Annotated in this window: 15 protein-coding genes and 2 tRNA genes; 12 read left to right on the top strand and 5 right to left on the bottom strand. The window is 68.7% G+C overall.

Translation table 11 applies throughout. The annotated features are described in order from the left end of the window. Positions 1 to 36: 36 nt before the first annotated feature. Positions 37 to 1833, top strand: a complete 1797-nt coding sequence (locus ACZ3H8_RS33415) for a serine/threonine-protein kinase (RefSeq protein WP_467408256.1) — start codon at positions 37 to 39, stop codon at positions 1831 to 1833. Here ACZ3H8_RS33415 and ACZ3H8_RS33420 read toward each other — a convergent pair. After that, positions 1797 to 3275, bottom strand: a complete 1479-nt coding sequence (locus ACZ3H8_RS33420; RefSeq protein WP_467408126.1) for an amino acid permease — start codon at positions 3273 to 3275, stop codon at positions 1797 to 1799. The two genes, ACZ3H8_RS33415 and ACZ3H8_RS33420, sit on opposite strands and share 37 nt — an antisense overlap. Positions 3276 to 3459: 184 nt before the next feature. Here ACZ3H8_RS33420 and ACZ3H8_RS33425 point away from each other — a divergent pair, with 184 nt between their 5' ends. After that, entirely contained in the window at positions 3460 to 3948 is a 489-nt protein-coding gene (locus ACZ3H8_RS33425) for a ribose-5-phosphate isomerase (protein ID WP_467408128.1), read from the top strand. A 2-nt stretch (positions 3949 to 3950) separates the two neighbouring features. After that, positions 3951 to 4760, top strand: a complete 810-nt coding sequence (locus ACZ3H8_RS33430; protein ID WP_467408129.1) for an Fpg/Nei family DNA glycosylase — start codon at positions 3951 to 3953, stop codon at positions 4758 to 4760. Positions 4761 to 4985: 225 nt separating this feature from the next. Here the strand turns inward: ACZ3H8_RS33430 and ACZ3H8_RS33435 are convergent, their stop codons facing one another. Then, a complete protein-coding gene (locus ACZ3H8_RS33435; protein ID WP_467408131.1) occupies positions 4986 to 6215 on the bottom strand; it encodes a GNAT family N-acetyltransferase in 1230 nt (409 codons plus the stop codon). A gap of 106 nt (positions 6216 to 6321) precedes the next feature. On the opposite strand from ACZ3H8_RS33435, the gene ACZ3H8_RS33440 reads away from it, so the two are divergent. Both ACZ3H8_RS33440 and ACZ3H8_RS33445 read left to right on the top strand, forming a co-directional pair. Beyond that, positions 6322 to 7467, top strand: coding sequence for a PP2C family protein-serine/threonine phosphatase (locus ACZ3H8_RS33440; RefSeq protein WP_467408132.1), 1146 nt, complete (start codon positions 6322 to 6324; stop codon positions 7465 to 7467). A gap of 160 nt (positions 7468 to 7627) precedes the next feature. Then, complete coding sequence (locus ACZ3H8_RS33445; protein ID WP_467408134.1) at positions 7628 to 8089, top strand: HD domain-containing protein; 462 nt, start codon at positions 7628 to 7630, stop codon at positions 8087 to 8089. A 31-nt stretch (positions 8090 to 8120) separates the two neighbouring features. Here ACZ3H8_RS33445 and ACZ3H8_RS33450 read toward each other — a convergent pair whose 3' ends face one another. After that, positions 8121 to 9275, bottom strand: coding sequence for an acyltransferase family protein (locus ACZ3H8_RS33450; protein ID WP_467408136.1), 1155 nt, complete (start codon positions 9273 to 9275; stop codon positions 8121 to 8123). Positions 9276 to 9699: 424 nt separating this feature from the next. On the opposite strand from ACZ3H8_RS33450, the gene ACZ3H8_RS33455 reads away from it, so the two are divergent. Continuing rightward, complete coding sequence (locus ACZ3H8_RS33455; RefSeq protein ID WP_215097656.1) at positions 9700 to 9894, top strand: hypothetical protein; 195 nt, start codon at positions 9700 to 9702, stop codon at positions 9892 to 9894. A 70-nt stretch (positions 9895 to 9964) separates the two neighbouring features. On the opposite strand, the gene ACZ3H8_RS33460 is transcribed toward ACZ3H8_RS33455, so the two are convergent. Beyond that, positions 9965 to 10035: transfer RNA gene (locus ACZ3H8_RS33460), tRNA-Gly, on the bottom strand. Positions 10036 to 10200: 165 nt separating this feature from the next. Here ACZ3H8_RS33460 and ACZ3H8_RS33465 point away from each other — a divergent pair. From ACZ3H8_RS33465 to clpX, 5 genes are all read left to right on the top strand, one after another. Then, positions 10201 to 10277 (top strand) — tRNA-Pro (locus ACZ3H8_RS33465). A gap of 197 nt (positions 10278 to 10474) precedes the next feature. Beyond that, positions 10475 to 11866, top strand: coding sequence for a trigger factor (gene tig, locus ACZ3H8_RS33470; RefSeq protein ID WP_467408138.1), 1392 nt, complete (start codon positions 10475 to 10477; stop codon positions 11864 to 11866). 228 nt (positions 11867 to 12094) lie between these two features. Beyond that, positions 12095 to 12712, top strand: a complete 618-nt coding sequence (locus ACZ3H8_RS33475; RefSeq protein ID WP_467408140.1) for an ATP-dependent Clp protease proteolytic subunit — start codon at positions 12095 to 12097, stop codon at positions 12710 to 12712. Positions 12713 to 12782: 70 nt separating this feature from the next. Further along, positions 12783 to 13466, top strand: coding sequence for an ATP-dependent Clp protease proteolytic subunit (locus tag ACZ3H8_RS33480; protein ID WP_356226350.1), 684 nt, complete (start codon positions 12783 to 12785; stop codon positions 13464 to 13466). Between the two features lie 145 nt (positions 13467 to 13611). Beyond that, positions 13612 to 14904, top strand: a complete 1293-nt coding sequence (gene clpX, locus ACZ3H8_RS33485) for an ATP-dependent Clp protease ATP-binding subunit ClpX (protein WP_307663518.1) — start codon at positions 13612 to 13614, stop codon at positions 14902 to 14904. 84 nt (positions 14905 to 14988) lie between these two features. Here the strand turns inward: clpX and ACZ3H8_RS33490 are convergent, their stop codons facing one another. Further along, the gene (locus tag ACZ3H8_RS33490) at positions 14989 to 15963 is read right to left on the bottom strand and encodes a hypothetical protein (protein ID WP_467408142.1); all 975 of its coding nucleotides are present in this window, start codon (positions 15961 to 15963) and stop codon (positions 14989 to 14991) included. 136 nt (positions 15964 to 16099) lie between these two features. Here ACZ3H8_RS33490 and ACZ3H8_RS33495 point away from each other — a divergent pair, with 136 nt between their 5' ends. Further along, positions 16100 to 18724, top strand: coding sequence for a valine--tRNA ligase (locus ACZ3H8_RS33495; protein ID WP_467408143.1), 2625 nt, complete (start codon positions 16100 to 16102; stop codon positions 18722 to 18724). Positions 18725 to 18732: the final 8 nt, after the last annotated feature.

The following is an 18732-nucleotide window of genomic DNA, read 5'->3' on the forward strand; positions in this document are numbered from 1 at the left end:
CTGGACGAAAGCATTGGGCAGGGGGGAATGGGGCGGGTGTGGCGGGCGGCCGATGTAATTCTTGACCGGCCGGTCGCGGTCAAAGAGATGCGGATGGACGACGCGGACGCGGAGGACACCCGTATCCGCCGCGAACGCACCCTGCGCGAGGCGCGTGCGACCGCGCGTATCGACCACCCCAATGTGGTGCGGGTCTACGACGTGGTCGAGGAGAGCGACCGGCTGTGGATCGTGATGGAGCTCGTCGAATCCCGGTCCCTGGAACGCCTGTTGGTGGAGGACGGCCCGGTGTCCTCGCGCGAGGCCGCGCGCATCGGTCTCGGTGTGGTGGCGGCGCTGCGCGAGGTCCACGCGGTGGGAGTGCTGCACCGTGACATCAAGCCCGGCAACATCCTGCTGGGCCGGTCCGGCCGGGTGGTCCTGACGGACTTCGGCATCGCCGCGATCCAGGACGCGAAGGCGCTGACGGTGGTGGGGATGCTGGTGGGCTCCCCGGACTACATGGCCCCGGAACGGGTGGGCGGCCGCCCGCAGGGCCCTGCGTCGGACCTGTGGTCGCTGGGCGCCACCCTGTGCGCGGCGGTGGCGGGCCAGTCCCCTTTCGCCCGCCCGACGACGCTGGCGACGCTCCACGCGGTGCTGTACGAGGAGCCCGAACTCCCGCCGGACGCGGGCCCGTTGAGCCCGGTGCTGGCGTCGCTGCTGGTGAAGGACCCGGAGGCCCGCCCGACGCTGGACGCGCTGGAGACGATGCTGACGAGGGCGACTTCGGCGTACGTCCCCACACTCCTCGTCCCGCCCCCACCGCCGCCCTTGGAGCCCGTGCCCGCGGAGCCTGAGCAGGAGCCCGCGCCTGTTCCTGTTCCTGTTCCTGTTCCACAGCCTGCTCCTACCGGCGCGGACCCCGCCCCGGCGCCCGCACCTCCGGCGGACGGCCCGACACCCGGGCCCGCGCCCGCTGCGGACCGGTCGCCCTCCGGGGCACCCGCGACCAGGCCGGGGCCCGCTCCCAAAGATGCGGACCCGCCCGCGTCCGCGGAGGGTGAGGCAGAGCCCGCCGCGGGGCTCGCGCCGCCGGTGCCCGCGCCTGCGCGCCCGGAGGGCCGCGCAGGCTGGGGGCCCGGAGGCATGCCTCCGGTTCAGGGAAGGGGCGGGGTGGGGGAACAAACTCCCCGCACCGAGCCCGGCGCAACCCAGGGGCCCGAAGCCCGGCCCCCCAAGCGCACCCCCATCCCCAGCCGCGCCCTCATTGCCACCGCCACCGCCGCCCTCGCCGCCGTCACCCTCGTCCTCGTCCTCACATCCCAGGGCCAGGACCCGCACCCCGGCACCCGCCTCGAAGCCACGTCGCCGCCCCCCACCGTGGCCGGCACCTCCCAGGCACCCCCCACCACCCCACCCCCCACCACCCCACCCCCCGGCACCCGCAGCGAGACCGGCTTCGCCTGGGCGCCCCCCAAGGCCTGGACCCGCAGTGCGAAAAGCCCCTCCAACGTCCACTACCACTCGCCGGACGGGACACAAGAAATCGCCGCCTCGTACGCACTCGCACGAGGCGGCGATCTCCTCACCCAATGGCAGCAGTTCGAACGCGACAGCCACGACGCCCCCGGCTACCGCAAGCTCCGCCTGGAACGCACCACCTTCCGCGGCAACCCCGCGATCATCTGGGAGTACGTCTTCACCCAGGACGGCGCACCCTGGCGCGCCAGCCAGCTCGGCTTCACCGCCGGCGGCAAGTCGTACCAGCTCAACATCTGGTACGACGCCGCCGTCCGGCGCACCGCGCTGACCACCTACGACCGGGTGACCGAGTCCTTCACACCGCTCTGATCCAGCTCGATGTCCGCGCCGCGGCGCCCGAACTTCGAACGGCCGACCGCGATCGCGATCACCACCGCCGCCACCAGCAGAGACAGCAGCACCTGATCCCGTGCGTCGCCCCCGTCGTAGACCATGTAGCCCAGCACGAACAGGATCATCGCGATGGTCAGCCAGGTCAGATACGGGAAGAGCCACATCCGCACGACGAGCTTCTCCGGCGTCTCGCGCTGGATGATCCCGCGCATCCGCAGCTGGGTGACGCAGATGACCAGCCACACGAACAGCGCGACCGCGCCGGACGAGTTCAGCAGGAACGCGAAGACGGTGTCCGGCCACTTGTAGTTGAAGAAGACGGCGAGGAAGCCGAAGATCACGGACCCGAGAATGGCCGCCTGCGGCACGCCACGCGAGTTCGTACGGGCGAAGGACTTCGGAGCATCGCCACGCTGCCCGAGCGAGAACGCCATCCGGGAGGCGGTGTAGAGCCCGGAGTTGAGGCACGACAGCACTGCAGTCAGCACGATCACGTTCATGATCTGGCCGGCGTGCGCGATGCCGATCGAGTCGAGGGCGGCGACGTACGAGCCCTTGTCGAGGATCGACTTGTCGTTCCACGGCAGCAGCGTCAGCACCACGAAGATGGAGCCCAGGTAGAAGACGCCGATCCGCCAGATCACGCTGTTCGTCGCCTTGGTGACCGCGCGCTGCGGGTCCTCGGACTCACCGGCGGCCAGGGTCACGATCTCGCTGCCCATGAAGGAGAAGACGACCATCAGCACACCGGTCAGGATCGCGCCCGCGCCGTTCGGCAGGAATCCGCCGGCGTCGGTGAGGTGCGCGAAGCCCGCACCGGGGTTGTCCGAGCCGGGCAGCACCCCGAAGACCGCGAGCACACCGATCAGTACGAACGCGCTGATCGCGACGACCTTGATGCCCGCGAACCAGAACTCGAACTCTCCGTACGACGACACCGACGCGAGGTTCGTCGCCGTCAGCACGACCATCACGATCAGCGCCCAGCCCCACTGCGGGACCGCCGGCATCCAGCTTTCGAGGATCTTCGCTCCGGCCGTCGCCTCGACGGCCAGCACCACGACCCAGAAGAACCAGTACAGCCAGCCGATCGAGAACCCGGCCCAGCGGCCGAGCGCCCGGTCCGCGTAGGCGGAGAAGGAGCCGGAGGTCGGATTTGCGGCGGCCATCTCACCGAGCATCCGCATCACGAAGACGACCAGCGCGCCCACGAGTGCGTATGACAGAAGGATGGCCGGGCCTGCCGCGGCGATACCGGAACTGGAGCCGACGAACAGGCCCGCGCCGATCACGCCGCCGATGGCGATCATGGACAGATGGCGGTTCTTGAGACCGGCCTGGAGACCGTCGGAGGGCTGCGGATTCCCGGGTGTTTCGGGCTTTCCGCCTTCCTTCGTGAGGGTCTGCTGCGAGGTCATGGACGATTCCTTAGGTTCGAGAGCACTCGGGTTACGAGCCCCCGCATTCAAACCTGCGACACCTGATGACGGAAGACCCGTCTCCGTATCGTTAGGTCGATGCGGTAACCGGAAGGCCCGCGACCGCTGACAGGTCCGGACCCCGCTGGCCGCTACCCAGCCCCGCGCGTGCCACACTTTGACCATGCGCGTGTACCTCGGCTCCGACCATGCCGGCTTCGAACTCAAGAACCACCTCGTCGAGTGGCTCACGGCCCATGGCCACGAGCCCGTCGACTGCGGCCCCCACATCTACGACGCCCAGGACGACTACCCGCCGTTCTGCCTGCGTGCCGCCGAGAAGACGGCCGCGGACCCGGACAGCCTCGGCATCGTGATCGGCGGCTCCGGCAACGGCGAGCAGATCGCCGCGAACAAGGTCAAGGGCGTGCGTGCCGCACTCGCTTGGAGCGAGCAGACGGCCGCACTCGGCCGTGAGCACAACCACGCCAACGTCGTCGCCATCGGCGGCCGGATGCACACGCTGGAGGAGTCGACGAAGTTCGTCGAGATCTTCCTCACAACGCCGTACTCGGGTGAGGAGCGTCACACCCGGCGCATCGAGATGCTCACGGCGTACGAGACGACCGGCGAGCTCCCCCCGATCCCCGCGCACCACCCGCAGCAGGGCTGAGCGTGCCCGAGGGTCACACGATCCACCGACTGGCCGCCGACCAATTCGAGAGGTTCGGCGGCCGGCCTGTGCGGGCGACCAGCCCGCAGGGGAAGTTCTCCGACAGTGCGGCGCTGCTCGACGGCCAGGCCATGGAGAGCACCGAGGCGCACGGCAAGCACCTCTTCCTCGGCTTCGGCCCGCTCGGCTGGGTCCATATCCACCTGGGCCTCTTCGGCAAGGTGAACTTCGGCGACGCGCCCGCGCCCCCGCCGACCGACACGGTCCGGCTGCGGCTGGCCTGCCCCACCGCGTACGTCGATCTGCGCGGCCCCACCGCCTGCGCGCTGATCACCGACGGCGAGAAGCAGGCGATACACGACCGCCTCGGCCCCGACCCGCTGCGCGCGGACGACGATCCTGACGGGGCCTGGGCCCGCGTCTCCCGCTCCCGTACCACCATCGCCGCGCTGCTGATGGACCAGAAGGTCATCGCGGGCGTCGGCAATGTCTACCGCGCCGAGGTCCTCTTCCGGCACGGCATCGACCCCTACCGCGCGGGCAAGGACCTCCGCCGCGCCGAGTGGACCGCGATCTGGACGGACCTCGTGGAGCTGATGCGCGAGGGGGTACGCAACAACCGCATCGACACCGTCCGGCCCGAGCACACCCCCGAGGCGATGGGGCGTCCGCCGCGCGTCGACGACCACGGCGGCGAGGTCTATGTCTACCGCCGGGCGCAACTGCCCTGCCATGTCTGCGGCGGCGAGATCCGCACCGCCGGTCTCGCCGCGCGCAATCTTTTCTGGTGCGCGTCCTGCCAGCAGGGTTAGTTCCCCACCCGCCCCTTCCCGTGACTGGGGGCTGCGCCCCCAGACCCCCGTACGCCCTTCGGGCGTTGTCCTCAATCTCCCCCCGGACTTCGTCCGGGGGGACCCCCAACGGGCTTGATTTCAAGCCCGTTCGGCGATTGAGGACCGGGGTCCGGGGCAGAGCCTCGAGAACAAGCCTCGTCGGCGATTGAGGCGCGGGGTCCGGGCGGAGCTCCGAGGGTCCGGTCAGAAGCCGTGCGGCAGCCAGGGCGCGACATCGCTGATGAAGGCCGACGATGCCTCGGCCAGCGCCCCCTGCCGCAGCTCCCGCACCCGGCCCGCGCCCGCCAGCGCCGCCAGCGACACCCCGCCCAGGTAGGCCGAGCCCAACTCCCGTACGGACAGCGCCAGATCGGCGTCGTCCTCGGTCCGCTTGCAGGACGCGCCCTTGCCGTCGCCGGTCAGCCGCCAACGTCCGCCGTTCCAGGGACAGAAGGCGTCATCGACGTCGAAGACCACATCCACCGGCGTCCGGTACGTACGCGCCTCAAGCGCTGCGCCCAGATCCACCAGCCGTACGAACAGCCCGTCCCGCACCCGCATTTCGAGCCGCCGCACATCGTTGACGAGATGCAGCAGCGGATCGTCCACGGGCCGGTTGCGAGCCACCACCTTCACCGTCAGGTCGATGTCGAAGAGGAAGCGCCACAGCACGGCGTACGTCACGGGGTCGAGTGCCTCGATGTGCCGCAGCGTGATGGTGCCGCTCGGCCCGCGGGGCTCCCACTCCGGCTTGTTGTGGTAGCGGACGAAGCCGACGATCTCGCCCTGCCGCTCGGCGACCACACACTGCATCGGCGACGCGCCGTCCCGCTCTCCCGGCAGGTCGAGCAGCGGCAGCCGCTCCCAGCCGGGCTTGCGGGCGAGCATGCCCGGCCGTGAGCCGATGCTGCGTACGTACACCGCCTCGCACTCCGCGGCGACATCCGCGACTTTGGCGAACCGCAGCCGGACGGCGTCGGAGCCCTCCGGGACGGTGATCCGCCCCCGGACCGTGTCGATCTGCGCGGACATCTGCTGGGTCGCGATCCCGTAGCCGAACCGTCCGTAGATCTCCGGCTCGGAGGCCGTCAGCACGGCCAGCGGCTCACCCCAGCCGCGTACGTCGTCCAGTTGGCGGCGCATCATCGAGGTGAGCACCCCGCGCCGCCGGTGCGTCGCCGCCACGCTGACCATCGTCACGCCCGCGGCCGGCACCATCGCGCCGCCCGGCACCGAGACCCCGAACGAGAACGCCCCGGCCGTCCCGACACAGTCGTCGCCGTCCCAGGCCCCGATCGACCGCTCGTGCTCGGTCAGCGAGTCCCACAGCTCGCGCTCCTCCTGCGGCTCCACGGCTCCGCCGAAGGCGAGCATCAACTTCCCGTACCAGTCTTCCCATTCGGATGGCCGCAGCACCCGCAGCTCGATCGTCATATGCCATGCCTACCAGGGCTACGGCAACAGGGCGACCCGATTTCGAACACATTGTCACAGGGGTCCCCCTGCACGGAACGCGGGCGGGTGGATAGGGTCCACGGCAATGGCCCGCGGCTCTGCAGCAGACTCGTACACGGCCCGGTTGCGCAAGGCAGTGCACCGGGCCCGTATTGCGCTGCGCAAATCCGGGGTCGACTACTTCCGCGGCGACGGCTCCGACTGGATCGCGCTGGCCGGGCTGCTGCTGACCATCCCCGCCTTCACCTGGGGCACGGTCGTGATGCCCGTCTGGGTGTCCCCGGCGGCGCTGGTCCTGCCGATCGTGGCCGGTGGTCTGCTGCTGCGCCCGGCGAACCTGCTGGGTCTGTACGCGGCGGCCGCGGCGGCTCTGATCCTCGAGTCGGTCGTGCTCGGCCCGTACACCGAGGGCCCGGCCAGGGTCACCCCGGGCACGGTCCTGGTAGTCGCCGCGTGCGGCTTCTTCGGCTTGCTGATCGCGCAGTTCCGGGCCCGGGTCGGCGTGCCCTGGCGGCGTGGCGGAACGATGCTCTTCGACCTGCGCGAACGCATCCGAATACAGAGCGCTCTGCCGCGGCTGCCGAAAGGCTGGCACCGCGAGATGTCGCTGCGCCCGGCCGGCGGCCAGTCCTTCTCCGGCGACTTCGTGGTCGCGGCCCGTACGAACGGCGGACGCACCCTCGAGGTCGTCCTCACCGACGTCTCGGGCAAGGGCATGGACGCGGCGTCCCGCGCGCTGCTGCTGTCCGGCGCCTTCGGCGGGCTGCTCGGCTCGCTGCCGCCGCACGGCTTCCTGCCCGCGGCCAACGGCTATCTGCTCCGCCAGGACTGGGACGAGGGCTTCGCCACCTCCATCCATCTCGTCCTGGACCTGGACTCCGGGGACTACGAGCTGCTGTCGGCGGGCCATCTGCCGGCGCTCCAGCTGAACGCGGGCAGCGGCCGCTGGGAGGAGAAGTCCGCGGAGGGGCCGCTGCTAGGCGTCTACGACCGGGCCCAGTTCGACCCGGTCAAGGGCTCCCTGCGCCCCGGAGACGTGCTGATGCTCTTCACCGACGGCCTGGTGGAGGCCTCCGGCCGTGACATCAGCGAGGGCATCGACCGCCTCACCGGCGAGGCCGACCGCTACGTCGCCTCCGGCTTCGAGGGCGCGGCCTGGCATCTGATCGAGGCGGTCGCGAAGGACGTCAACGACGACCGGGCGCTGCTGCTGCTCTGCCGGGACGCGTGAGCGCGGGGTGGGGTTGCGCCCCCACCCCCGATCCGTCGGCCCCGCGGACACCTTCCCGCCCGAACTCGGCGCGGATCGCCGCGCGTTGACCGCCCCGACCACACCCGCCTTCGCCGGAGCACCTGCGTAACGGCGCACCGTACGCCCGTACAGTCGTCCCATGCCGTATCTCACGCTCACCGAGGTCGAGGCCATCGCCCGTGAGGCGCACGCCGCCCAGAAAGACAAGTCGGGACGCCCGTACACCGAGCATCTCGCCGCCGTGGCCGAAGGCGTACGCGCCCGCGGCGGGAGCGAGGAGCAGATCGCCGCCGGGTGGCTGCACGACGCCGTCGAGGACGAGGTGCTCACCCGCGAGTGGCTGGACGCGGCCACGCTGCCGCAGTCCGTCAAAGACATGGTCCTGGCCCTCACCAAGGGCGAGGACGAGGACCCGGAGGACTACGCCCGGCGCATTCTCGCCACGCCCGGCGCCCGCCTCGTCAAGGAGGCCGACCTCGCGCACAACGCCAACCCGGCGCGCCTGGCCGCCCTCGACGAGGCGACGCGGACCCGGCTGACGGCGAAGTACGCGAAGATGCGCGGCCTGCTGGGCCTGCCGGACGAGCAGCCCACCGACTGATTCAGCGGGTAAGCGCGACTGATTCAGCGGGTCAGCGCCGGGGTCCCAGCTCCGTCGCGTCCCGCCGGAACGCCCACGCCATCTCCGGCTCGGTCACACACCGCATCACCCGCCGCACCGGCGGAGTGCACAGCAGCGTCACCACGGCCGCGGCGACCAGCGTCACCACGATCTCGCCGCCCGGCGTGCTCAGCCAGGCGTTCACCTCGAAGACATGCCCGTAATCCGCGGCCTTGATCAGCAGGCCGTGCAGCAGGTAGCCGCAGATCGTGCCCGCGCCCAGCACCGTGAACCACATCCTGCGGCGCGGCACCCACGCGAGGAACCCGGCCATGAGGAGCACCGCGCACCCGAAGAACGCGAGGGTCATCACAATCCCCGACCACCACGGCACACCCAGGTCCTGTGCGCTGCTGGACCGGTAGAACCAGCCCAGATCCATCCGGGGAGCGGCCCAGTACGCGAAGAGGCCCGCGCCCGCGAAGAGCGGCAGCGCCAGCAGCCGCACCTCGCGCCGCCGCACCAGTTGGAAGTGCTCGGGCTTCAGACACAGCCCGAGCACGAAGAACGGCAGGAACTGCAGCACGCGCTGGAGATTGAGGTCCGCCCCGATGTTCGGCGTCAGCGCGGCGAGCGAGGCCAGGGCGAGCGCGACCGGCAGCGGCCACCGGATCAGTCGCCACAGCGGCGTCGTCAGCCGCCAGATGAACAGGGCGACCAGGAACCAGGTCAGATAGAAGGGGTCGAGCAGGCTGATCGGCTGCTCGGGGGCGTGCTGCGCCCATCGCCGGAAGAGGGAGTAGACCACCTCGAAGACGATGTACGGAACGGCGATCCCGGTCAGCATGCGTCTGAGCTGGTCGGGCCTGCCGGTGTAGCTCCGCGAGAAGTACCCGGAGACGAGGATGAAGGCCGGCATGTGGAAGGTGTAGACGAGCATGTACAGCGCCCGGGAGGCGCGGCTGCCCTCCATCACCGGCTCCCATGCGTGGGCGACGGCCACGAGCACCATGGCCAGATACTTCGCGTTGTCGAAGTAGGCGTCTCGCCTGGTGGACTTCGCGGCAGCCTTCTCGGCAGGCGCCGTGACGGCCGGTGTGGCCGTCTTCTGCGTCGTAGGGACGGGCTCCGACTCCCGGGCCTGGGGGAGCGGGGCCCTCTGATATTCATGCGGAGCGTGGAACATCTGAGGCACCCTAGCCTCGCCGATTCGATTTCGTAAAACCCCCTACGGACGCCCCCCCATTCGAATCTGAAACGGCCACCAACCGCCCACTATGCCCCAATTAATCCCCCTTAAATGGTGCATATCGTCACGACCTTGTGACCACGTGAATTTCCTCACCAATTACCTTCGAATTTCTCGTGTGCGACGTGTGGGGGCATGGCAACGATCAGGCCGAATTCCTTCCCGCATTTCACCCCGGCGGCCGAGTCGCCCCTTCGTCCCTGGCGTGCGCGGGCGCGCGGATGGCGTGATCCCGTCATCGATGATTCGTCAGCGGGCAGCATGTACAGGGCTGTTGGTGGCACGATGGTCAAGGCGGGGGTGTGCTGGGCCGCACGCTCCCAGGCCGGCAAGGCGGACCGACCCAGGGGTGTGATCAGTTGTGGCCATTTCGCTGTCTGTGGTGCTTCTGTTGGCGATCATCCTCGTGGTGCTGATCCGCGGCGGCTCCATCAAGGCCGGACCCGCGATAGTCGCGGTGCTGTTCGGCTTCTTCCTCGCCTCGACGGGCATGGCGCCGTCGATCAACAGGTTCCTCGACTCGATAGCCGACACCATCAACCAGATCAACTTCTGACCTGGAGCTGGAAACGCCTCAGGCCCGGCTCGGTTGAACAACAACCGAGCCGGGCCTGAGGCCTGAAGAGAGCGGGCGACGGGAATCGAACCCGCGTAGCTAGTTTGGAAGACTAGGGCTCTACCATTGAGCTACGCCCGCAAGCATCGCACCGCAGGTCACGAGGGCCGCGGTTACGAAGAGCATCGTAGCGGGTCCGGGGCCGGTGCCGCACACCCCATTCCGCCCGCAACGCCTCCCTGAAAGCCTCACGGAGAATGCGGCAGCCGCATGGCCTGCGGGCATGTACCCTACGTGTCGCACCGACGGGGTGTGGCGCAGCTTGGTAGCGCGTCCGCTTTGGGAGCGGAAGGTCGTCGGTTCGAATCCGGCCACCCCGACCATCAGCACGATCGCCCTTCAAGATCGCATTGTGGGGCTCATCCTCCTTGCGGCTACTATGCAAACTGCGTGCCCGTGTGTCCGACGCGTCCGACGAAGAGCCGGCGAGTGGGACGGAGAGCCGGGCCGATCCGCTGAGCCGCCTCCAGTGCGGCGGACGCAGCAGAACCCCAGAATCAGCCACCAAGGAGACCGAACCGTGAAGAGCGCCGTGGAGACCCTGAACCCGACTCGGGTTCGGCTCACTGTCGAGGTGCCCTTCGAGGAGCTCAAGGACAGCCTCGACGCGGCGTACAAGAAGATCAACCAGCAGGTCACGGTCAAGGGCTTCCGTAAGGGCAAGATCCCGGCCCGAGTGATCGACCAGCGGTTCGGCCGTGGTGCGGTGCTGGAGGAGGCGGTCAACGACGCCCTCCCGAAGTTCTACACCGAGGCGGTCAACGAGGCCGCGGTCAACCCGCTCGGCCAGCCCGACGTCGACATCACGGAGCTGAAGGACGGCGAGACGCTCGCCTTCACCGCCGAGGTAGACATCCGCCCGGCCATCGAGATCCCGGACTACTCCGGCATCGAGGTCACCGTCGACGCCGTCGAGGTCAGCGACGAGGACGTCGAGAAGTCGGTTGAGCAGCTTCGCGAGCGCTTCGCCTCCACCAACCCGGTCGAGCGTGCCGCCGCCGAGGGCGACGTCGTGACGATCGACCTCGAGGCCAAGGTCGACGGCGAGGTCCTGGAGGACGGCGTCGCGAGCGGCGTCCAGTACACCATCGGCTCCGGCGAGCTGCTCGACGGCATCGACGAGGCCGTCACCGGCCTCGAGGCCGACGGCGAGGCCACCTTCACCTCCGAGCTCAAGGGCGGCAGCGCCGAGGGCAAGGCGGCCGAGGTCACCGTCAAGGTCACCGCCGTCGCCGCGCGCGAACTCCCCGAGCTCGACGACGACTTCGCTCAGATGGCGAGCGAGTTCGACACCCTCGAGGAGCTGAAGGCGGACAGCCGCAAGCGCCTCGAGAACATGAAGCAGTACGACCAGGCCACCCAGGCCCAGGAGCGCGTCCTGGACGAGCTGCTGAAGCTGGCCGAGGTGCCGATCCCCGAGAAGCTCCTCGAGGACGAGGTCAACACCCGTAAGCACAACCTGGTGAACCACCAGCTCGCCCAGATGGGCCTCGACCTCGCCAAGTACCTGGAGATCCAGGGCAAGACCGAGGAAGAGTTCGATGCCGAGACCAAGGAGCAGGCGGTCAAGGGCATCAAGACCCAGTTCATCCTCGACGAGCTGGTCAACAAGGAGAAGCTGAACGTCAACCAGGAGGAGCTCACCGAGCACCTCATGCGGCGTGCTGCCTCCTCCGGCATGAGCCCCGACCAGTTCGCCCAGGCGGTCGTCGAAGGCGGCCAGGTGCCGATGCTCGTGGGCGAGGTCGCCCGCGGCAAGGCGCTCGCCGTGGTCGTCGAGTCCGTCAAGGTCATCGACACCAACGGTGAGGCCGTCGAACTCGAGGACGACGAGGACGAGGCCGAGACCGCCGCCGAGACGGTCGAGGCCGCCGCCGAGGGTGACGGGGACACGGAGAAGACCGAGGCCTGAGCCTCGCGCTGACCCCTACGCCGGGCCCCGGACGCACCCTGCGCCCGGGGCCCGAGTCGTACTGCTGTGCCCCTCAGTACCTTGCGCTCCGAGCGAACAGTTCGGGAACCGGGATGGCGTTGTCCCACCTGCGCGTTAGGGTCCATGAATACGAGGGCAGGGGAGTCCCCGCCCCCAGTACGAAGACGCTGAGACGGCCGCAGCCGTCAGAGACGAGCAGGTGGATACGTGACGAATCTGATGCCTTACGCCGCGGGTGAGCCGTCCATCGGTGGTGGCCTCGGCGACCATGTCTACAACCGGCTGCTCGGTGAGCGGATCATCTTCCTCGGCCAGCAGGTCGACGACGACATCGCCAACAAGATCACGGCGCAGATGCTGCTCCTTGCCGCCGAACCGGACAAGGACATCTACCTCTACATCAACAGCCCCGGCGGCTCGGTGACGGCCGGCATGGCGATCTACGACACCATGCAGTACATCCCGAACGACGTGGTCACGATCGGTATGGGCATGGCGGCCTCGATGGGTCAGTTCCTGCTGACCGGCGGCACCGCGGGCAAGCGCTTCGCGCTCCCCAACACCGACATCCTCATGCACCAGGGTTCTGCCGGCCTCGGCGGTACCGCCTCGGACATCAAGATCCAGGCCGAGTACCTGCTCCGCACGAAGAAGCGCATGGCGGAGATCACCGCCCATCACTCCGGTCAGACCGTCGAGACGATCATCCGTGACGGTGACCGCGACCGCTGGTACACCGCTGAAGAGGCCAGGGAGTACGGCCTCATCGACGAGATCATGGCCTCCGCATCGGGCGTTCCGGGCGGCGGCGGCACCGGCGCCTGAGCCCTGAGCTCCGAGCTCCGAGCCAGGCAGTCCACGCCCCGGTCACCCCAGCCCACAGAACGCCACCAGGATGGTGAACACCGACATGAGTAACTTCCCCGGCGCCTCCGCCAGCGGCCTCTACACCGGCCCGCAGGTGGACAACCGCTACGTCGTCCCGCGCTTCGTCGAGCGCACCTCGCAGGGCGTGCGCGAGTACGACCCGTATGCGAAGCTCTTCGAGGAGCGCGTGATCTTCCTCGGCGTGCAGATCGACGACGCTTCCGCCAACGACGTCATGGCGCAGCTGCTGTGCCTGGAGTCGATGGACCCGGACCGCGACATCTCGATCTACATCAACAGCCCCGGTGGCTCCTTCACCGCGCTGACCGCGATCTACGACACGATGCAGTTCGTGAAGCCGGACATCCAGACGGTCTGCATGGGCCAGGCGGCCTCCGCCGCGGCCGTGCTGCTCGCCGCCGGTACCCCCGGCAAGCGGATGGCCCTGCCGAACGCCCGCGTGCTGATCCACCAGCCGTCCTCGCAGACCGGCCGTGAGCAGCTCTCCGACCTGGAGATCGCGGCCAACGAGATCCTGCGGATGCGTACGCAGCTGGAGGAGATGCTGGCCAAGCACTCCACCACGCCGATCGAGAAGATCCGTGACGACATCGAGCGTGACAAGATCCTGACCGCCGAGGACGCCCTTGCGTACGGCCTCGTCGACCAGATCGTCTCGACCCGTAAGAGCACGGCCGCAGCGGCCGCCTGACCGGATCGGCGCCCTTGGCGTGGTGCACGACAATGTGAACCGCGCCAAGGGGGGCCCGAACGGGGGGCCCGGCAAGGTACCGTCGGATATGAGGCACCAGGAGCTGGCTGAACCAAGCTGCTCCCAGGCGAAGGGGAAGCACCTCGTGGCACGCATCGGTGATGGCGGCGACCTGCTCAAGTGCTCGTTCTGCGGTAAGAGCCAGAAGCAGGTGAAGAAGCTCATCGCAGGCCCCGGTGTGTACATCTGCGACGAGTGCATCGACCTCTGCAACGAGATTATCGAGGAGGAGCTCGCCGAGACCTCCGAAGTGCGGTGGGAGGAACTGCCCAAGCCGCGCGAGATCTACGAGTTCCTCGAGGGGTACGTCGTCGGGCAGGAGCCCGCGAAGAAGGCCCTCTCGGTAGCGGTGTACAACCACTACAAGCGCGTCCAGGCCGGCGAGAACGGCGGCGGGGCGGGCCGGGACGACGCGATCGAACTGGCCAAGTCGAACATCCTGTTGCTCGGCCCGACCGGGTCCGGCAAGACGCTGCTCGCCCAGACCCTGGCCCGGATGCTCAACGTCCCGTTCGCCATCGCCGACGCGACGGCGCTGACGGAGGCCGGGTACGTCGGCGAGGACGTCGAGAACATCCTGCTGAAGCTCATCCAGGCGGCCGACTACGACGTCAAGAAGGCCGAGACCGGGATCATCTACATCGACGAGATCGACAAGGTCGCCCGCAAGAGCGAGAATCCGTCGATCACCCGGGATGTGTCGGGCGAGGGCGTCCAGCAGGCCCTGCTGAAGATCCTGGAAGGCACGACTGCCTCGGTCCCCCCGCAGGGCGGCCGGAAGCATCCGCACCAGGAGTTCATCCAGATCGACACGACGAACGTGCTGTTCATCGTGGGCGGCGCCTTCGCCGGCCTGGAGAAGATCATCGAGTCGCGGGCGGGCGCGAAGGGCATCGGCTTCGGCGCGACGATCCGCTCCAAGCGCGAGATCGAGGCGAGCGACCAGTTCCAGGAGGTCATGCCGGAGGACCTGGTGAAGTTCGGGATGATCCCGGAGTTCATCGGCCGCCTCCCGGTCATCACCTCGGTCCACAACCTGGACCGCGAGGCCCTGCTCAAGATCCTGGTCGAGCCGCGCAACGCACTGGTGAAGCAGTACCAGCGCCTGTTCGAACTGGACGGCGTGGAGCTGGACTTCGACCTCCCGGCGCTGGAGGCGATCGCCGACCAGGCGATCCTGCGCGGCACCGGCGCGCGTGGCCTGCGGGCCATCATGGAAGAGGTCCTCATGTCGGTGATGTACGAGGTGCCGTCCCGCAAGGACGTCGCGCGCGTGGTCATCACGTCGGATGTCGTCCACAACAACGTGAACCCGACGCTGGTTCCGCGGGAGCCGCGGATTGTGAAGAACGACGGCCGTCACGAGAAGTCGGCGTAACTCAGCCACACGAATCAGCTAGACGAAAGGGGCGCCCGGCCAGTCAACTGGCCGGGCGCCCCTTTCGAGTTGGGCTCTTGGGGATCAGACCTTGGTGCGCGAGGTCTTGTAGAGCTTGGCGGCAAGCTCGGCGACCTGGTCCTGCGACATGGCCTTGCCACCCTTGCCCATCATCTGCGCCACGTCGATGACGTTGACGGAGGCGATGGTGCTGTAGTCGGCCCAGACGCAGATCGGGATCTCCATCTCCTTCGGACCGGTGGCCGACGAGCCGGAGTCACTGGTGTTCTTGAGCTTGGCGTTCTGGCACTTCATCAGGGCGCCCTCGAAGCCGGAGGGCGTGACCGAGGTGGGACTGCCGATGAGTTCGACGTCGACGTCCTTGTCCTCCTCGTCGTCCTTCTTGATGCTCGCGAAGTAGCCGTCGACCGCCTTCTCGGGGTCGGTGACTTCTCCCCACAGCCCGCCGAGGGTGAGAACCTTGCCGCCCTTGAGCGGATCGCTCGCGTCGCCGGCCTTGTAGGAGGCGGCCACCTCGGTCGGGTTCTTGATCCCGAGTGCCTCAGCCTCCTTCTTGTCCTTGCCGGTCGAGGGCTTCGACTTCTCGGCGCCGTCCCTCTTGTAGTCGTCGACCGACGCCGCCGGTGTGAGCTTGTACCCCTTGGTGTCGTCCGCGACGTCACCGTTGCCGCCACCACCGCCCAGCAGGTAGAACGCGCCACCGCCGATCACCGCGAGCGCCACGACCACCGCACCGATGATCAGGCCCGTCTTCTTCTTCGGCGCGGGAGGCGGGGGCGGAACCTGGCCGGGGTACTGGGGCTGCTGGCCGTACGGGCCCGGCTGCTGGGGCTGGCCCCACTGATCCTGCTGCGGCGGTACTCCCTGCGGGGCCTGCTGCGGGTAGCCGTAACCGGGCTGCGGCTGCGGAGGCTGCTGCGGGTACCCGTAGCCGGGCTGCGGGGCCTGCGGCGGCTGCTGGCCGTAGGGACCCGGCTGACCGTACGGTCCGGGCTGCTGAGGCTGGCCGCCGTACGGGCCCGGCTGGTTGTAGCTCATTACGGGGTTCCCCTCCAGATACTTATGTGGTTCGAACATCCTGGCCCAAGCGCCCGGGCCATGGGGCGGCGGGGGTCACACCGTTACCGAAGAATCCCGTTTCAGTACGGCCCTGTGACACCTCTAAACTGAGCCCGTGACCGAGAACGCTCAGCAGCAGCCGCCAGCCAGCAACCCCGAACTGCCGACCCAGTACGCGCCGGCCGAGGTAGAGGGGAAGCTCTATGAGCGCTGGGTAGAGCGCGGTTACTTCACGGTGGACCCCAAGAGCGAGAAGCCGCCGTACACCATCGTCATCCCGCCGCCGAACGTCACGGGCTCCTTGCACCTGGGCCACGCCTTCGAGCACACGCTGATCGATGCCCTCACCCGCCGTAAGCGGATGCAGGGTTACGAGACGCTGTGGCAGCCCGGCATGGACCACGCCGGTATTGCCACCCAGAACGTCGTCGAGCGCGAGTTGGCGAAGGAAGGCAAGTCCCGCCACGACCTCGGCCGTGAGGCGTTCGTCGAGCGTGTCTGGCAGTGGAAGGCTGAGTCCGGAGGGCAGATCTCCGGCCAGATGCGCCGCCTCGGCGACGGCGTCGACTGGAGCCGCGAGCGTTTCACCATGGACGAGGGCCTCTCCCAGGCTGTCCAGACGATCTTCAAGAGGCTCTATGACGACGAGCTGATCTACCGCGCCGAACGCATCATCAACTGGTGCCCCCGCTGCCTGACGGCCATCTCGGACATCGAGGTGGAGTACCAGGACGACGACGGCGAGCTGGTCTCGATCCGCTACGGCGAGGGCGACACCTCGGTCGTGGTCGCGACGACCCGAGCCGAGACGATGCTCGGTGACACCGCCGTCGCGGTCCACCCCGAGGACGAGCGCTATGCCCACCTCGTCGGCACAGAGATCGAACTGCCGCTCACCGGCCGCCGAATCCCTGTCGTCGCCGACGCGCACGTCGACCCCGAGTTCGGCACGGGCGCCGTCAAGGTGACGCCCGCCCACGACCCGAACGACTTCGAGATCGGCCAGCGCCACAATCTGCCCTCGCTCGCCGTCCTTGACGAGCGCGGAGTCATCACGGCCCACGGCCCGTTCCAGGGCCTGGACCGTTTCGAGGCCCGTTCCGCCATCGTCGGCGCGCTGCGTGCCGATGGCCGGATCGTCGCCGAGAAGCGTCCGTACACGCACTCCGTCGGCCACTGCTCGCGCTGCAAGACGACGATCGAGCCGCGGCTGTCCATGCAGTGGTGGGTCAAGGTCGGCCCGCTCGCCCAGGCCGCGGGTGACGCGGTCCGCGACGGCCGCGTGAACATCCATCCGAAGGAGATGGAGTCCCGGTACTTCGGCTGGGTCGACAACCTGCACGACTGGTGCATCTCGCGCCAGCTGTGGTGGGGCCACCGCATTCCCGTCTGGTACGGGCCGAACGGCGAAGTCGTCTGCGTCGGACCGGACGAGCAGCCGCCGACGGGCGAGGGCTGGACCCAGGACACCGATGTCCTGGACACCTGGTTCTCTTCCGGCCTGTGGCCCTTCTCCACCCTCGGCTGGCCCGAACAGACCGAGAGCCTCGAGAAGTTCTATCCGAACTCCGTCCTGGTCACCGGGTACGACATCCTCTTCTTCTGGGTCGCCCGGATGATGATGTTCGGCCTGTACGCGATGGACGGTACCCCGCCGTTCCACACCATTGCCCTGCACGGCATGGTCCGCGACCAGTTCGGCAAGAAGATGTCGAAGTCCTTCGGCAACGCGGTCAACCCGCTGGACTGGATGGACACTTACGGCTCCGACGCCGTGCGGTTCACACTGGCCCGTGGTGCCAACCCGGGGGTGGATGTCCCGATCGGCGAGGACTGGGTCCAGGCCTCCCGTAACTTCGCCAACAAGATCTGGAACGCGACCCGCTTCGCGCTGATGAACGGCGCGACGGTGGAAGGCGAACTGCCGCCCGCCGAGCAGTTGTCGGCGGCGGACCGGTGGATCCTCTCCCGGCTCAACGCGACCGTGGCCGAGGTCGACGCGTACTACGAGGACTACCAGTTCTCGAAACTGTCCGACGCCCTCTACCACTTCGCCTGGGACGAGGTCTTCGACTGGTACGTCGAGCTGTCCAAGACGACGTACTTCGCGGGCGGCGAGCAGGCGCGTGTCTCCGGCCGCGTCCTGGGCGAGGTCCTCGACGTCACGCTGCGGCTGCTGCACCCGGTCGTCCCCTTCGTCACCGAGACGCTGTGGACGACGCTCACCGGCAAGGAGTCCGTCGTCATCGCCGACTGGCCGGCCGACAGCGGCTTCCGGGACAAGGCCGCCGAGCAGGAGATCGAGCTGGTCCAGCGGGTCGTCACCGAGGTCCGCAGGTTCCGCTCGGACCAGGGACTGCAGCCCGGCCAGAAGGTCCCGGCCCGGCTCACCCTGGACGGCACCGCGCTGGCGCCGCACGAGGCGGCCATCCGCCAGCTGCTGCGTCTGCAGCCGGAGGGCGAGGGCTTCAGCGCCACGGCGACGCTCCCCGTCGCGGGGGCCACGGTCGCGCTCGACCTGTCGGGCACCATCGACGTCGCCGCGGAGCGCAAGCGGCTGGCGAAGGACCTGGCCGCGGCGGAGAAGGAGAAGGCGCAGGCGACGGGCAAGCTCGGCAACGAAGCGTTCCTCGCGAAGGCGCCGGACAACGTGGTCGAGAAGATCCGCACCCGCCTCGCCAAGGCGGAGGAGGACATCGCGCGGATCACCGCGCAGCTGGACCGGCTGCCGGAGGCGTAGCCCGTACA

This window comes from Streptomyces sp. NPDC002868 (genome assembly GCF_055563295.1).

Bases quoted from the DNA above. Each gene is read 5' to 3' on its own strand.
- ACZ3H8_RS33445 (WP_467408134.1), top strand. From the start codon at position 7,628: ATGCCGTATCTCACGCTCACCGAGGTCGAGGCCATCGCCCGTGAGGCG.
- ACZ3H8_RS33440 (WP_467408132.1), top strand. From the start codon at position 6,322: ATGGCCCGCGGCTCTGCAGCAGACTCGTACACGGCCCGGTTGCGCAAG.
- ACZ3H8_RS33490 (WP_467408142.1), bottom strand. From the start codon at position 15,963: ATGAGCTACAACCAGCCGGGCCCGTACGGCGGCCAGCCTCAGCAGCCC.
- ACZ3H8_RS33420 (WP_467408126.1), bottom strand. From the start codon at position 3,275: ATGACCTCGCAGCAGACCCTCACGAAGGAAGGCGGAAAGCCCGAAACA.
- ACZ3H8_RS33480 (WP_356226350.1), top strand. From the start codon at position 12,783: ATGGTGAACACCGACATGAGTAACTTCCCCGGCGCCTCCGCCAGCGGC.
- ACZ3H8_RS33425 (WP_467408128.1), top strand. From the start codon at position 3,460: ATGCGCGTGTACCTCGGCTCCGACCATGCCGGCTTCGAACTCAAGAAC.
- ACZ3H8_RS33435 (WP_467408131.1), bottom strand. From the start codon at position 6,215: ATGACGATCGAGCTGCGGGTGCTGCGGCCATCCGAATGGGAAGACTGG.
- ACZ3H8_RS33450 (WP_467408136.1), bottom strand. From the start codon at position 9,275: ATGTTCCACGCTCCGCATGAATATCAGAGGGCCCCGCTCCCCCAGGCC.